The sequence below is a fragment of the Bradyrhizobium sp. AUGA SZCCT0105 genome (genome assembly GCF_018129565.1).
Classification (GTDB): domain Bacteria; phylum Pseudomonadota; class Alphaproteobacteria; order Rhizobiales; family Xanthobacteraceae; genus Bradyrhizobium.
This window is the reverse complement of sequence record NZ_JAFCMK010000004.1, coordinates 114,180-129,642: the sequence shown is the minus strand read 5'-3', so window position 1 is coordinate 129,642 and position 15,463 is coordinate 114,180. Positions and strand designations below refer to the sequence as shown.

14 protein-coding genes are annotated in these 15,463 nt (G+C 62.3%); 3 read left to right on the top strand and 11 right to left on the bottom strand.

The features are described from left to right. Positions 1–134: 134 nt before the first annotated feature. The 4 genes from JQ573_RS20230 to JQ573_RS20215 all read right to left on the bottom strand — a co-directional run bounded on the left by JQ573_RS20230 (position 135) and on the right by JQ573_RS20215 (position 4,896). Positions 135–1,535: an L-serine ammonia-lyase gene (locus tag JQ573_RS20230; RefSeq protein WP_283815101.1), complete on the bottom strand. Its 1,401-nt coding sequence runs from the start codon at positions 1,533–1,535 to the stop codon at positions 135–137. Next, positions 1,532–2,701 carry a M20 aminoacylase family protein gene (locus JQ573_RS20225; RefSeq protein ID WP_212316671.1) on the bottom strand — a complete coding sequence of 390 codons (1,170 nt, stop codon included), beginning with the start codon at positions 2,699–2,701 and terminating at the stop codon, positions 1,532–1,534. The genes JQ573_RS20230 and JQ573_RS20225 overlap by 4 nt, the downstream gene beginning before the upstream one ends. A 22-nt stretch (positions 2,702–2,723) precedes the next feature. Further along, on the bottom strand, positions 2,724–4,073 hold the full coding sequence (locus tag JQ573_RS20220) for a DUF3100 domain-containing protein (RefSeq protein ID WP_212316669.1): 1,350 nt from the start codon (positions 4,071–4,073) through the stop codon (positions 2,724–2,726). A 244-nt stretch (positions 4,074–4,317) separates the two neighbouring features. Further along, entirely contained in the window at positions 4,318–4,896 is a 579-nt protein-coding gene (locus tag JQ573_RS20215; RefSeq protein WP_249132039.1) for a GNAT family N-acetyltransferase, read from the bottom strand. 212 nt (positions 4,897–5,108) lie between these two features. Here JQ573_RS20215 and JQ573_RS20210 point away from each other — a divergent pair, with 212 nt between their 5' ends. Then, entirely contained in the window at positions 5,109–6,716 is a 1,608-nt protein-coding gene (locus JQ573_RS20210; RefSeq protein ID WP_212316666.1) for an AMP-binding protein, read from the top strand. Positions 6,717–6,832: 116 nt separating this feature from the next. Next, on the top strand, positions 6,833–7,090 hold the full coding sequence (locus JQ573_RS20205; RefSeq protein WP_212316664.1) for a hypothetical protein: 258 nt from the start codon (positions 6,833–6,835) through the stop codon (positions 7,088–7,090). 111 nt (positions 7,091–7,201) lie between these two features. Here JQ573_RS20205 and JQ573_RS20200 read toward each other — a convergent pair whose 3' ends face one another. The 3 genes from JQ573_RS20200 to JQ573_RS20190 form a co-directional block, all read right to left on the bottom strand. Next, positions 7,202–8,116, bottom strand: coding sequence for a DUF5996 family protein (locus JQ573_RS20200; protein ID WP_212316662.1), 915 nt, complete (start codon positions 8,114–8,116; stop codon positions 7,202–7,204). Between the two features lie 98 nt (positions 8,117–8,214). Beyond that, the gene (locus JQ573_RS20195; RefSeq protein WP_212316660.1) at positions 8,215–8,424 is read right to left on the bottom strand and encodes a hypothetical protein; all 210 of its coding nucleotides are present in this window, start codon (positions 8,422–8,424) and stop codon (positions 8,215–8,217) included. A gap of 276 nt (positions 8,425–8,700) precedes the next feature. Beyond that, the gene (locus tag JQ573_RS20190; RefSeq protein WP_212316658.1) at positions 8,701–8,892 is read right to left on the bottom strand and encodes a hypothetical protein; all 192 of its coding nucleotides are present in this window, start codon (positions 8,890–8,892) and stop codon (positions 8,701–8,703) included. A 491-nt stretch (positions 8,893–9,383) separates the two neighbouring features. On the opposite strand from JQ573_RS20190, the gene JQ573_RS20185 reads away from it, so the two are divergent. Beyond that, the gene (locus JQ573_RS20185; RefSeq protein ID WP_249132036.1) at positions 9,384–10,247 is read left to right on the top strand and encodes a helix-turn-helix domain-containing protein; all 864 of its coding nucleotides are present in this window, start codon (positions 9,384–9,386) and stop codon (positions 10,245–10,247) included. Between the two features lie 42 nt (positions 10,248–10,289). On the opposite strand, the gene JQ573_RS20180 is transcribed toward JQ573_RS20185, so the two are convergent. From JQ573_RS20180 to JQ573_RS20165, 4 genes are all read right to left on the bottom strand, one after another. Further along, positions 10,290–11,522: an ABC transporter substrate-binding protein gene (locus JQ573_RS20180; protein WP_212316654.1), complete on the bottom strand. Its 1,233-nt coding sequence runs from the start codon at positions 11,520–11,522 to the stop codon at positions 10,290–10,292. An 89-nt stretch (positions 11,523–11,611) separates the two neighbouring features. Next, entirely contained in the window at positions 11,612–13,483 is a 1,872-nt protein-coding gene (locus tag JQ573_RS20175; RefSeq protein WP_212316652.1) for a long-chain fatty acid--CoA ligase, read from the bottom strand. 1 nt (position 13,484) lies between these two features. Continuing rightward, positions 13,485–14,264, bottom strand: coding sequence for an enoyl-CoA hydratase/isomerase family protein (locus tag JQ573_RS20170; protein ID WP_212316650.1), 780 nt, complete (start codon positions 14,262–14,264; stop codon positions 13,485–13,487). Between the two features lie 29 nt (positions 14,265–14,293). Continuing rightward, on the bottom strand, positions 14,294–15,424 hold the full coding sequence (locus tag JQ573_RS20165; RefSeq protein ID WP_212316648.1) for an LLM class flavin-dependent oxidoreductase: 1,131 nt from the start codon (positions 15,422–15,424) through the stop codon (positions 14,294–14,296). Positions 15,425–15,463: the final 39 nt, after the last annotated feature.

The following is a 15,463-nucleotide window of genomic DNA, read 5'->3' as shown; positions in this document are numbered from 1 at the left end:
TCGAAATCATTCGCAATGCTGGCGGCAGCTGGCCGGCTCCCCCTATCCCCAGCAACGGGCAGCGCGCAGCGGATCGTATCCAGCGATGCCGAATTCGGTCGCGAGGTATTTCGTCGGCGCCGCCGTGCGTCTGGTCAGCATTCCACGACGTTCACCGCGAGCCCGCCCAGCGACGTCTCCTTGTATTTGGATTTCATGTCTTCGCCGGTCTGCAGCATCGTCTTGATGACGGCATCAAGCGAGACATAGTGCTTGCCGTCGCCACGCAGCGCCATTCGGGCGGCGTTGATGGCCTTGACCGCCCCCATCGCATTGCGCTCGATGCAAGGGATTTGCACCAAACCACCGACCGGATCGCAAGTGAGACCGAGATTGTGCTCCATCCCGATCTCGGCGGCGTTCTCGACCTGGGCCGGCGCACCGCCGAGCACGGCCGTCAGGCCGCCTGCGGCCATCGAGCAGGCGACGCCGACCTCGCCCTGACACCCGACTTCCGCGCCGGAGATCGAGGCATTCGCCTTGTAAAGCATGCCGATCGCAGCCGCCGTGAGCAGGAAGGTAACGACGCCGTCGTCGGTCGCGCCCGGACAGAACTTGACGTAGTAATGCAGCACCGCCGGGATCACGCCGGCGGCGCCGTTGGTCGGCGCGGTCACGATCCGTCCGCGCGCTGCGTTCTCCTCGTTCACCGCCATCGCGAAGGCGTTGACCCAGTCCATCGCCGCCAGCGGATCGACGCTCTCGGTGTCGCTGTTGCGGGCTGACAGTTCGCGATAGAGAGCCGGCGCGCGACGCCGAATGTTCAGCGGCCCAGGCAGCGGTTCAGCCGCGCTAGCATTGTCGATCCCGAAGCCGCGGTCGACGCATTGCTTCATCGTCTCCCAGATCTTCAGGAGGCCGGAACGGACGTCAGCGTCGGTGCGATGCACGCACTCATTGGCCAGCACCATGTCGGCGATCGAGCGGCCGCTCGACCGCGCGCGTGCGACCAGCTCGGCGCCGGTTCCGAACGGATACGGCCAAACCGGAAGCTCGCCGCCTGCGCCGCCAGCCACGTCGCCCAAGCCACGTTCGATCACGAACCCGCCGCCGATCGAGAAGTAATAGCGCTCCGCTAGCAGACTGCCGTCGGCCGTGAACGCCACAAGACGAATTCCGTTGGGGTGTTCCGGCAACGCGCTGTCGGGCTGGAAGATGATATCGCGCCCGCGCCGGAACGGGACCGGATGAACATTGAGCAGCCGCAACTCGCCGGAGCGCCGGATCTCGGCAAGCTGCGGCGCCACCTGGGCCGGATCGACCGTATCGGGCTTTTCGCCGAGCAGGCCGAGGATCACGCCGAGATCGGTCGCATGCCCGCGCCCGGTCGCGCCCAGCGAGCCATAGAGGTCGGCGCGGACCTGCGCCGTCCTCGAAAGAAGGCCATCCCGCTCGAGCGCGCGGACGAATTGCCCGGCCGCGCGCATCGGCCCCACCGTATGCGAACTCGAGGGGCCGATACCGATCTTGAATATGTCGAAGACCGAAAGCATCAGGCAGCAGGCAGTTGTTGCTTCACCAACTCGACCCAATAGGCGGCGCCGAGCGGCAGGATGGCGTCATTGAAATCGTAGTATGGATTGTGCAACGGCGGATCATTGGCGGTCTCGCCCGCACCGATGCAGATGTAAGCTCCCGGGCGCTCTTGCAGCATGAAGGCGAAATCCTCCGATCCCATCGCCGGCTTGATGTCGGTTTGCACCTGTTCGACGCCGACGAGGTTTGCGGCTGCCGACGCCGCGGCATCGGTTTCCGCGGGCGTGTTGATCACCCCCGGATAACCTCGCATGTAGCTCAGATCGATCTTTGCGCCATGGGTTTGCGCCACGCCGGCGCAGACCTGCTTCATGGCGGCCTCGACCTGATCCTGTATCTCGGCGTCCAGCGTTCTCACCGTGCCACGTAGTGTAACGGTTTCGGGCACCACGTTCCAGGTGTCGCCGCCATGGATCTGGGTGACGCTCACGACAGCGGCGTCCATTGCGCCGATGCGGCGGCTCACGATGCCCTGTAGAGCGGAGACGAGATCGGCCGACACCAGGATCGAGTCGATGCCCTTCTCCGGCGTCGCGGCATGACAACCGCTCCCGGTCACGACGATCTCGAAGGTATCGAGGAAGGCCGTCGCGATGCCGGTCCGGATCGCGAATTTTCCGCGCGGGATATTCGGAATGTTATGCATCCCGTAGACCGCGTCGGCGGGAAACATCTTGAACAACCCCTCCTCGACCATTTTCTTGCCGCCGCCTTCATTCTCCTCGGCGGGCTGGAAAACGAAATGGACGGTGCCGCGGAACGGCCGGTGACGGGCGAGCTGCACGGCAGCTCCGAGCAGCATTGTGGTGTGGCCATCATGGCCACACCCGTGCATCTTGCCGGCGCGGGTTGACTTGTGGACGCGGTCCCCGAGTTCCTGGAGATCAAGCGCGTCCATGTCGGCGCGCAGCGCGATCGTCGGGCCTTCGCCATTCTTCAGCGTTCCGACCACGCCGGTTCCGCCGAGGCCGCGATGGACCGGGATCTGCATCTCCATCAGCGCATCGGCCACGAGCTGGGCGGTGCGGTGCTCCTGGAACGCGGTTTCCGGGTTGGCATGGATATCATGACGCCAATCCAGCATCCGGGCACAGATATCATCGGCGATTCCAAACTTCTTTGACATGCGTTGGTCCACCTGTCCTTGGCTAGCGATGGAAGAATTCGGCGATCAATGTCGCACCGAGGAACGTGCCCGCGGCCGCCGTCAGCGAGACCACCACGATACGCCAGCTCAGCTTCCTGAAGATCGGAAGATCCTTGGCGACCGAGAAGCCGGCGAGCGTCAGCACGGGGGTCGTGAAAGCCAGGAAGTTCAGCTTGTCGACCGAGCCGATCATCGCGTTGGAGAACGGCAGCAGGCCGGGAATACCGAGCACGGTGGTGACCGCGACCAGGATCAGGATGTGCGGCACTTTCGACAGCAGACGGGCAAGGACGTCCACCAGCAGCACCACCGCGAGCACGACCAGGAGGCCTGCGCCCGATTCCAGCAGCGGAACCTTGTAGGTGAGCGAATTGCCGATCAGGACGCCGCCCGCGACGGTGATCCAGGCGAGCAGCGAGTCGGAGAAGCCGAACGTTGCGTGCTTTGTCTCGCCGGCGCTGGCGATCGAGGGCCCGAGGTTTCCCGACGAGAAGTTCGAGAACCGGCCGAGCACGGGCTCCAGCCTGTCATACAGCCAGGAGCACACCGGCAGCGAGAAGAACAAGGCGAAATAGAAGCCGAGAACGGCGGTCATAAGGTTCGCCGCCGAGGCGATCGCAATCAGCTCCTTCGCCATCTCGGGTGGATTGTGGCCGTTGATGGTGCCGATCGCGGCCGCCATCATGCTGCCCGAGCCGACGCCAGCGCCCATCGCGAGCGACCGCGGATCGAAGATGTGCAAACTGGCGACAAAGCCGGCCAATAGCGCGATGAACAGCGCACCAAGCACGGTGCCGCTGATGTACTCGGCCAGCACGCCGCGCCCTTCGGCGGAGTTCATGCCGTATTTCTCGCCGATGATCACCATGTTGCCTTCACGGCTGATCGAGAAGGTCGCGCCGACCGCTTCGCGCTTGACCCCGAGCAGGAGCGCAATCGGCAGGCCGAGGACGAGCGTGCCGAAGGTGTGCCCGAGCTCCTGGAAGATCAACGCCCAGCCGGCCTTCTGCACCTCCGGCAGCGCGCCGCCGACCGTGAATGCCATCTTGATCACGAAGAGCAGCAGGCCTGCGTTGAGCAATTGTCCCGCATAGGTCTGCAGGCCGGGCCCGATCCGCGCGGCGGCAGGCAGATAACGCGCTGAGAGGCCCCATGCGGCCGCAATCAGCAGCGCCCACACCATCGGTTGAAGCAGCACCTTGCCCGGTCCGATCTGGAACTGGACGATCCCGACCGTCTCGGCGACGGCAACGATGATCAGAACGGCAACGAACAGCGTGAGCTTGCCGGTGCTTGCGGGATTGACCGCCGGGGCGGCCAGGTCTGCGGAAGGCGAAGAGGTCGACGTCATGATGCTGGACACCTCCGGAAAATGATTGCGAGGCAATGCGGTGAACGGTGAACCAACTTGCGCGCGCAGCATCGGGGAGAAAGCATCTTGCATCAATGATCGTGCCGTCCCTTTTCTGTTGCATTTTTTGCAACACTGGCGGGCCGAAGATCCAGCCCGCGAAAGCCGGCATGACCGCGACGTTACCGTTATCGATGCGAACGGCGCGAGGACGGCGAAGCCATTCCTCGGCTAGTCCCCCGTGCTAGTCGATCGCTCCGGACGAGCCGCCCGGTTCGAGCTTCTGCACATCCGCCACGCTGACGCCAAGCACCACGATGTCGTGCGTCTTGCCCTGAAGGTCTTTCACCTGGTCGCGCAACAGAGCTTCGGCGCGGAAGCCGAGTGCTTCGAAAATCGCGATCGCGCGGGTCTGGTCGGACGTCATCTGCACGGTCAGGCGTTCCAGGCCCATCGACAGCGCGAGGTCAAACGCCTCATTGGAAAGAGCCCGTCCGATGCCGGTGCCGCGCACATGCGAGGCGATCACGGTCCTGATCTCGCCGACATGGGCCGACCACGACATGGGGTCCCGCACGATCGTGCCGCACCCCACAACGATGTCGTCCTTGACCACCAGCAGGCTGACGATCGAGCCGCGCTCGATCTCCTTGATCCATGCCGAGAGCACCTTCGGCTCACGGATATTCCGCGGCAGGAACAGCATGTCGTGCACGGCAAGCGCGTTGGCAAACTTCAGGACGGCGGCCTCGTCGGCAGGCCCCATCAACCGAAACTCGACGTCCCCGCTCTCGAAGTTGACGCGACGCGGATAGGATCGCATCTTGGTGTTCCTCATGCAGATCGTTCACTCAATCCGAAATCCAGACTTCGCCACAACCACCTCGTGGGGATCGTAGCGCTTTTTCTGCCTGTCCTGCGCGCAGGAGCCGGATCAGGCAAGCCGGGTGTACCGATGTCCTAATATAACTCCCGAAACGGCCCGTTTGCACCTTTCCGTCTCGATATGAGCACATAAGCCTGGCGACAATGATCATGAGCGCTTCCAACGACAACCTCGAACGACCGCTGCACGAAATACTGCGAAGCCATGCCCGTGAGCGGCCGGAGAAACCGGCCTGCATCTGGTATGGCCGCGCCATCACGTTCCTCGAGCTCGACCGCGCGAGTGATGCATTCGCGGCGCGCCTGCAACAGCTCGGCGTCGCCAAAGGCGAGCCGGTCGCATTGTTCATGAACAACTGCCCGCAATATCTGATGGCGCAATACGGCATCCAGAAGATCGGCGCCATTGCCTCGCCCTGCGGGGCCCTGAACAAGGAGCACGAGCTCGCCTACCAGCTCGACGATCTCGGCGCGCGCGTGATCGTCGCGGCTGAACCGCTATTGCCGATCGTAGGTCAGGTCCGCGACAAGACGAAGCTCGAGCATGTCTTCGTGGTCCGCTACCCGGACCTGCTGCCCGAGCGGCCACCGATCGGCGTTCCGGATGAACTGCTCGCATCCGGCTCCGAGCCGGCGGATACGGCCGGCGAAATTGAGGACTTCCTCTCCGTCGCTGCAAGCGGCGCGGCGCCCCGCGATGTCGCGATCGACATGAACGATACGGCGCTGATGATCTACACGTCGGGCAGCACGGGCCGGCCCAAGGGAGCGATGCTGTCCTATCGCAACGTTATTTTCAAGACGGCCGCGACCGTGAACTGCAACGGGATCGGCAGCGATGACGTGCTGCTCTCGATTGCGCCGCTGTATCACATCGCCGGCATGGTGATGGGCGTGAATGCACCGGTCTACGCCGGCGCGACGTCCGTGCTGCTGTACCGGTTCGATCCGCTCGTGACGGCAGAGGCGATCGACCGCTATCAGGTAAGCTGGTGGTACAGCGTGGCGCCGATGAACGTCGCGATCACGCAGCGCTCGAACATTTCCGACTTCGAATTGAGGAGCCTCCGCGTCAATCCTGTGACCAGTTTCGGTATCGACTGGACCGAAGCGCTTGCCAGGCAGTGGCAGGCCGTCGCGTCGAACTGCGAGAGCTTCGAGGCGGCGTATGGGCTGACCGAGACCCACACGGTCGACACCTTCATGCCGCGCAACGCAATACGCTGGGGTACCCACGGCAGGCCGGTGCCCGGCAACGAGATCCGGATCGTCGATCCCGACTCCGGCGCAGACCAGCCAGCCGGCGTCCCGGGCGAAATCGTGATCCGCGGCCCGGGCGTATTCAAGGGCTACCGCAATCGTCCTGATGCGACCGCGGAGGCGCTGCGCGATGGCTGGCTGCACACCGGCGACATGGGCCGCCTCGATGCCGAGGGCTATCTGACCTTCATGGGACGCTTCAAGGAGATGATCAAGGTCTCCGGCTACAGCGTCTTCCCGGAAGAGGTCGAATCGATTCTGAACAAGCACCCCGACGTGGCGGCGTCAGCCGTGATCGGCGCGCCCGACGCAACCAAGGGCGAGGTGGTCAAGGCCTTCATCGTGCTGGCCCCGCGTGCCGAACTGGACACCGCCCAGCTCGTGGCATGGGCGCGCCAGAACATGGCGCCTTACAAGGTACCGCGCGATGTCAGCTTCGTTACCGAGTTGCCGCGCTCACCGGCCGGCAAGCTGTTGCGGCGGTTGCTCAAGGACTGACGCTGCAGCGAACTTGCCCCGACCGGCCGACGGCGCCAGCCAGAAATCCCGATCGGCCATGTCCCAAAATCACTCCCAATTTGGTCCGACAGCACCTTTTCGGGAATCGACGTCCATTGGACATGTCATTTTTGGATCCCCGTCGATTCATCGATCAAGAGCAGATTGCAGCCTGCGACATGTTCAGTCACGACAACGAATGCTCGAGCGTCAAGTACCAGCGACGCATGAAACGGATGATCGGAGCGCTCACAGGAGAACTGACGCTACAAGGCATTATCGGTCAGGGGACCACCACGGATCTGCGGGTGGACATCGTCAGCCTGGCCGAAACCGCATTCATGGCGTGCGACTTCGATAAGGCCGCGGACTGATGCGGCCACCTGAACAGAAAAACCTACCAATTGAGCTACTGCCGAAGTCTGGCGTTTCGCCTCCAACACGCCGTCGTGATACACAAGCGGTTGTGAGTGCAAGGTCGCGTGTCACTCCGGCCGGCCGCCACCCAACAGCCCGGACTCCCACCCTGCAGCGGTTGCGCCAGCGTGATAGGTGGATTCGAGGAAGCTCAACAGGTCTCGTTCGGGATCACCGGACTGGCGAAGGTCATCGTAGTCGAGGAGGAACTCGCCCATGCCGGCGTCCCAGCGGGCGGCGGCCGGAGCGACCTTGGCGTTCTCGATGCCTTTCGGCTGCGGGTACGTGAAGGAATAGAACGCGGGCCTTGGATAGGAGGCATCGCCCGACCACCACCCCATCTCGATCAACTCCGCATTCATCGCATTGCGCCTGATGAAGCCGATATCTTGCGCGGGTGTGACGGGCTTGCCGTTGTAGAACACCACGCGAATGTCCAACGTCCCCCACATCAGGCCGATGGGTTGCGTCTTGCCCGTGAACCGGCCCTGAAAGATCTGGAGAACGCGTTGCGTGCTGAGGAGGATGCGCCACCACGCGTTGACCAGGTCGCGATCGTACGGGCGCTGCTCCTTGTCCTCGTTGAAGGGGATCGGACGGGGTCGTTCCTGCGGCAATAGAGTGATTGAAGCGTCAATGCCGGCGCCACGCAGCTGACCGAGCAGAGCCTCGACGAGCGCGGCAACGGATGTTGGCCCCAGCGGCAATTGTCCCGATGCGCCCGAACTCGTGAGCCACTGCAGCTCGTGCGAGATGAAGTCTGCGCGGACCTCGTAAGCGCCGCTCGCACAACGGATCGGGCCGGTGGTCAGCCCTCTCGCGCTGAGCCACAACGGCACCTCGGCCCATTGCGCTTGAAACGGTTCGGCCAGCTTGAGCTTGCCGACCGCCTGCAACGCCATGTGGAGAAGATTTCGCGTGGGCTCGAAGGCCGGGCTGGAAAGCGCCGGCCAGAAATCGGAAGTGCGGCTGCCAGCAGTCATGGCGTGTCCTCACACACGGCAGTTGGACGGCCCGGCAGCTGGCTCGATTCAGCGAAACCTACGCTGCCATGCAGCCTGCTCCAATGCGCTGTTTCCAGTTACCGGTTCGCATCAAGGTTATCGCTTATAACCTTGTCGATCACCCCTTCATTGTGCTGGATGAACTCGTCCCGCGACATGCCGGAGGCCTGCCACAAGGCCTGAAGGCCGGCGTCCCTGTGCAGCCATTCGTTTCGGGTCTGATGGTCGATCTTATGCCGCCGCGCGTCCTGTGATCCGTGGGAGGCTTTGTCATGATCCTTGGACATTGAGGTTCCTCCTATGTCGCTATCAATGACATTCAACGTCGCGCTCTGCCGGATTGTTCGAATGAACAGGTGTTTCCGATCCGCCAAAGCATCGAAAGTCCTGATGGCAAAGAATGCGCCAACTCGGGTACAGAAACAATGTCAATAGCTTGGTAGCGAGACGCATGGCGACGACGGACATTTTGGACATTTTGTCCGCGCCGTCGAGGACAGGCTGTCCATCGGCGATGCATGCACGCGCTCGGCATCTCCGGCGCGGATGAATTTTTCCCGAGCCTAATCGGCCTCGTCGAGAGGCGGCCGGGGCGCCTGAAAGCCGTGCGCATCCGCGAACCGAAGCGCCTCGACGATCATCGTCTTCATGGCCTCGGGTCCATCATCGTGAGTGATCTCATACTCCAGGAGGAAAGAGGCAAATGCATCCTCGTCGATCTTTTCGAGCGCGTCAGCGAGTTCATTCATCGTCATACGGCACCTCCTGGACCCCAGTCCCACTCGGATACGCCAGTTCAGTATATGCTGATGGCAACTATCATGAGAAGGTCGAGGCGTTGCGCGATCGAAGGGGATCTCGCGCCAACTTGCCTGGATCAGATGTTCCGCCTATTTCAGCAAATTGTCGCGCGGTTCGATGGGTGCGGGAAGATCCCGCTCTCCGAGCAGGAATAGAATCTCGCGGATCGTTGAGAGAGCCTCGGTCCAGTAGGCTCGCGCGTTGTTGCACGGCCAGAGCGAGCGCAATTGACGCGCGTTAATCCGGTAGCGGCAGAGCGGCGTGACGCTGCCGTTCGCGCTTGCCGGCGTCAGGCGACCCGCATTCAGCCTGCCGCGGCATTTTCTCTCGACCGCCCTACTTTCCCGTGACGATCATGTGTCCGAGGGCTATCCTCTGAAGGAATCCTCCGCCGGCCTCACAGCCGCCCAACAGACCGGAACTGCGGTCTTCACGCGAGAATTCCATGCAGAAGTCACCCGCTGTTGAAACGAATGACGGCTTTGCCCGAATGAATTTGCCGGACCTTCGGATCAATTACGATCCGATCGATCCGGACCAGTTCGACCGACCGATTATCTCTCTCTGCATCGAGACAGGCCAGGGGAACGATGAGCTCCCACTTCATTCGCACAAGAAGGGGCAATTGGTGGTCGCCTCTCATGGATCGGTCATGTGTCGTGCACCAGGAGGACTATGGATCGTTCCGCCGCAGGGTGCGGTATGGATACCCGCCGGCGTTCTGCACAGCAACTGCATGTCAGGTTCCAGAAAGGTCTACGTCGTCTTCATCGATCCGCAGGCGAGCATGCTTCCGACGACCTGCTGCACATTCACGATATCGTCGCTCGTCCGCGAGTTAATTCATCGATTGTCGGTATTTCCGCCCCTGTATCCGATCGAGGGGCCGACAAGTCGACTTGGGCGCGTATTGCTCGACGAACTGGTGCAGATGTCCACCGAGCAGCTCTACCTGCCGATCTCCGCTGATAGCCGGCTCCAGCATCTGGCCACATCCCTTCTCAATGATCCTGCCGATCGGAGCACGGTCGAGGAACTGGCTGCACGATACGCGATGAGCGAGCGCACATTCGCCCGTCTGGTATTCAAGGAAACCGGGATGACGTTCGGGCGCTGGCGACAGCGGCTTCACATCCTGGTCGCGTTGCAGCGACTATCGGACGGATCTTCCGTACAAGCCGTATCACTCGATCTGGGCTACGAGACGCCCAGCGCTTTCATCACCATGTTCAAGAAGGCAATGGGCAAGAGCCCTCGTCGCTTCCTCGCCGAGCGATCCAGCTTCGTCAGCCGCGAACCGGTCGAATAAGCAGCTTGCGACTTCGTATCCTGAGCCGCGGCCGGGAATGCTCTATCTCGAATTGAACGGCACCAGCGGGTACTGGAGGGTTGCCTCGGCCACGGCTTGCGGCGCCACCACGCGCGGCCTGCCGTTCTGCCCCTGCAGCAGAGTCACGTCGCCCCCCATGTTTTGACCGCTGGCATCGAACTTGATCCTGCCGCTGGACATCAGGATCGGCGTCATATCGGTTGCCTTGAGCGCGGCATGGATAGCGGCCGATTCAGAAGAGCCGGCGCGGCTCACGGCGTCCGCAACGATCTGCACGGCCTCGAACGCGCATCCTGAATTTGCGTCAAGCCAGTCGTTTGGATAGTCGGACGCAAACCGCTTGAGGATCGCTGCGGCGTCGGGAGCCTTCGGGTTGTACCACAGTGTCGACAGTATCGCGCCGTCACCGTATTTGCCCAATGCGTCGTAGTATGCCTTGTCTTGGACTCCGTTCGAGTTCGGCGAGAAGATCAATCTGGGATTCCATCCCTGCTTGACGCATTCCCGGATGATCATGATGGCATCGTTGACGCGCGTCACCGATACCAGCGCGTCGGCGCCCGAGGCTTTCGCCTTCGCCACCTCAACGGAGAGATCCCGCGCCTTCTCGTCGTACGGGATGTACTGGGCAATCTTCAGAGGGACATCGACCTCCTTCCAGGCCTGATCGATGCTGGCCGCCGTCGATTGCCCCATCGTGTTGTTGAGATGCATGATGGCTGCACTCGTCGGCACATCCTTGAGCGACGACAACAGCGACTTCAGTTCGATCAGCGACTTCCTGACGACCGTCAGCGACGTCGGATAGTAACGAAAGACCTGGGTGAAACCCTGCGAAGTCACCTGGGTCGCACTCGCGATATGCACCACCATCGGGACCTTTGCGGCTTCCGCGGCCTGCAGCGCGGATATGGTTGCGCCGGAGTCCCAGGCTCCGATGAGCACCGTGCAGCCCTGCCGGATCAGGTTCTCGGCCGCAATTCGCCCGTTCTCCGGCCTGCTCTGGGTATCGGCATGGATGATTTCCATGTCTATTCCAAACTTCTCCTTGGCGAACTTCGCACCGGCATCGATCCCGCGCACACAGGCCTGGCCGGGAAATGCCAAAACGCCGCTGCTCGGATTGATCGCGCCTACCCGCACGTTGCCGGGAGCGTTTGCCTTCGCCGGCCACGATACGAGCCCGGCGGCGGCGCCAACGCTGCTGCCGAGCAGCGCACGGCGCGTCAGACCACTTTCGTTGCGATTCATCATGTGACGTTCCCCCTCAGTCGGCTGCATGAATATTGAGGCGATCCAATCTCGATGACTGGCGACGCAAGCGGCAGATGCGTCCGCTCAGATCACCTTCTCATCTCGGCCTTGACCAGATCGTCTTCACTTTCGTCGTAAAGCGTATCGATCAACGAGCGATATCTCTCGATGATCTGCCTCCGGCGCTTCTTCCTGGTCGGAGTCATCACGCCATTCTCGGGAGACAGCTCTTCCGGCAAGATCCGGAAGGCCTTGATCTGTTCGGCCCTGGCCAATCTGCTGTTGGCCTTGCCGATCTCGCCTTCGATCATCCGGACGACGATTTCGGAATTTGCCAGATCCGCGTACTGCGCGATCCGAATATCCCGCGATCGGGCCCACTCCATCGTCGCGATCGCGTCGACTTCGATCAGCGCGGTGAGATACTTCTTTCCTTCTCCGATCACCGCGGCTTCGGAAATGAACGGACTGTGCCGGATTTCATTCTCGATCTGCGTCGGGCTGATGGATTTGCCGTTGGACGTGTTGATGATCTCTTTTTTGCGATCGACCAGCTTGAAGAGGCCTGTCGGGCCGATATCCACGATGTCTCCGGTGTAAAGCCAACCATCGCGCAGCGCCGATTTCGTTTCCTCCGGCTTGTTCCAGTAGCCGACGAAGAGCCCTGGCCCCCGGACAATCATCTCCCCGTCCTCGAGAACCGCCGTCTCCCAGGCCGCATCATGCACGGGCACACCAACGGTGCCGGCTTCCGGCCATTCCGCCATCTGGACCAGATTGGCGCCGACCAGCTCAGTCTGGCCGTAGCATTCCTTCAGTTGCAATCCCCATAGCTGCCAGAGCGACATCAGTTCGGAAGGCATCGCCGCCGAAGATGTGTAGGTGATCGCGAGCTCCTCGAACCCGACTTCAGCAAGCAGCGGACGGAATATCTGGTCCTGGCACACGGCGAACAGTGCCGATATCAGGGGATCCGGCGCGCCTCCAGCCTGGCGGTCGTCGAGCGCCTTGCGCGCGATCGTCATCGCAAACTGATAGTCCTGCTTCTGCTTCGCCGATCCGGAATGGACCTTGCTGAGGATCTGGGTGGCAAACCGCTGATAGAAGCGGGGCGGCGCCATGAAATACGTCGGCTTCACATCCTTGATGGTCTGGGCGAACTCCATGCTGGTCTCGCCGAAATGCGGCACCATCCGGGCGAGCAACGGCAACGTCGTTGCCTGCGCGCGCGCAACCGTATGCGACATCGGCAGATGCACGACGACGCGGTGCGCGTCGGAACGCATCCTCGGGCTGAACGTCGTCACGCTGTGCGCGCCGGCGAGCAGCGACAAATGGGTCAGCATCGCGCCCTTCGGAAAGCCGGTGGTGCCGGATGTGTATCCGATGCTGACCAGGTCGCTCGCCTTGGCTTGCGCGACCTGCTCGCGAAGGAATCCATCGGCGTCGACCGAGATCCCTTCGCAAAAGGCGCTGAGCGACACGACGTTCGCCGCCGCATCGATCCCATTCCATTCCGGATCGAGCACGATGATCTTCCGCAACTCTTCGGCCTGGCCGGACGCCAGGACGATGCCAAGCTGAAGCTCGCTGCCGACAAAGATGAAGGAGGCGCCGGAATCACTCAGGTAGTAGCCAACTTCCTCCGGCGACGAGGTAAAATACACGCCGACCATGACACCGCCGGCGCAGATCGTCGCCATGTCGGCGAGCAGCCATTCCTGGGATACATCCCCCATGATGGCTGCGCGATCACCGCGCGCGAATCCGGCTTGCTGCAGAGCGGCCGCCAGATTCGCCACCTGACCCGAATACTGCCGCCAGGTCGCGGCGATCCATGCGCCGCGACGCTTTTGCTTGTAGGCGACCGTCTCGGGCCGCTCCGCCCGTCGCGCGTTCAGAAGCTGCGGAATGGTCACGTCGACGAGTTGAGCGCCCGAGGTGATGGATTCGACGTCCATCTCACCGCTCCGCGAACCGCTTCCGCTTCTCGGCGAAAGCGGCGACGGCCTCGCGGCGCTCGGGCAGCGCGAACGTCAGCATCTCCAGCGCGGCCGAGGTGTCGAGCACCAGATGCGCATACTGCTTGATGATCTTGTTGACGCTGTACTTCGTCCAGATGATCGACTCCCGAGGGCCGCTTGCAAGCATCTCGCCGTATTCGATCGCCGCGTCCTTGACGTCCCTGCCCGAAATGACCTCGTTGATCATGCCCATGGCGGCGGCCTTCTCGGCGGAGATGAACTCTCCCGTCATCAGGTAGTGCTTGGCGCGTACCGGCCCCATCAGCAGCGGCCAGATCACCGCACCGCCATCACCCGCAACCACGCCCGCCGTCACATGCGTATCGGCAAATCGCGCGGTCGGACTCGCGAAGATGACATCGCAAAACAGCGCAAGTGTCGCCCCGAGCCCGACGGCAACGCCGTTGACGGCTGCCACGATCGGTACCTCGACCTCGAGCATGTTGCGGATCAGGTGACGTCCGCTCCTTGTCGGCGACGGCAGCGGCCCCTTGTCGAGCGACTTCTGATCACCGCCGGAACAGAAGCCGCGCCCCGCGCCGGTCAGCACGATCGCGCGGACGTCCTTGTCATGGTCAAGGTCGACGAACACCCGCTCCAGCTCCTCGTGCATATCCCAGTTGATGGCGTTCAGGATTTCGGGCCGGTTCATCGTCACAACGGCAACGCCGCTGGAGCGCTTCTCGACGAGCAGGTACTTGCAGCTGTGCTGTGACATCGCTGGTTCCGTTCCGTTTCTCTGTGAATTCACTTTTGAGGCCGCATGGCCCGGATTTGCGCGAGAATGTCTTCCGTGGGCCGCACGACGTTGTTCTTGTCGTTGAAGTGCGGAATGATGTAGCGGCCGCACATTTCGATCGCTTCCATGATCTTCTCGTGGCTGACCGAGTCGAGATGCAGCAGCACTTCGTCGATGCCCAGCTCCTGGAACTTCTCGATCTGGCGAATAACGGTGTCGGGACTCCCGCAAACCGTTGTCGCTGAATGGTTGAGCAGATAGTCCCAGTCTCTTCCGGCGCGCTCCATGGCCGGAACGCTCTCGCTCATATACGCATAGTCATCCGCGAGCTTCGCCAGGCGGGGATACGCGTCGGTCGAGATCCTCGCGTAGTGCATCAGCGGCTCGGCGTAGTCGTCCTTCGCCTTCTGATCCGTCGGACCAATGCCGAAGAACAGCGGAAGGCCGACGCGCGGACGCTCGAGCGGACCCTGCTCGTCGCGCTTCCAGGCGCGTCGATAGGTATCGAGAAGCCTTCGCTGGACGTCCCACCCCTGGTAAATCGAAGCGCTCATCACGGCGAGGCCCTCGGATCCCGCCCAGGCGTGACTCCGCTCGCTCGTCGCGGCGATGCCGATGACCGGATGCGGCTTCTGCAGGGGCTTTGGCACGAGCATCCGCGGCGGAATCTGGTAGTACTTCCCCTCGAAGGTGAAGATATCCTCGCGCATCGATTTCTTCAGAAGCGCGATCCCCTCTTCCATCTGGGCAAGCGTTTCGCTGGGATCGACGTTGAAGGCACGCATTGCGATGGTCGTGTTGGCGCGGCCGGCGTAGAACTCCATGCGGCCATGCGACAGAATATCGGTGACGGCCAGCCGCTCCGCCGAGCGCAAGGCATGATTGATCTTCTGCGGCATCAGGGTCACCGCAGACCTCAGCTTCACGCGCGACGTCACCGCGGCGAGATAGCCGTAGACCACTTCCGGAGCGGAGCTCGAGATGCCGCCGAGCGCGACGTGCTGCTCGGACAGCGCGACGCAGTCGAACCCCATCTTTTCCGCGAGGCGCACCTCGTCAACCAGTTCGTGCAGTCGCCGCGCATAGCTCTGCCCGACCTGGGTTTCCTGCTCCGACCAGAACCCGAACGAAAGTGCCATCTTCTAAAGTCCCCTGGGAAATTCGAGATGGCAGAGGAT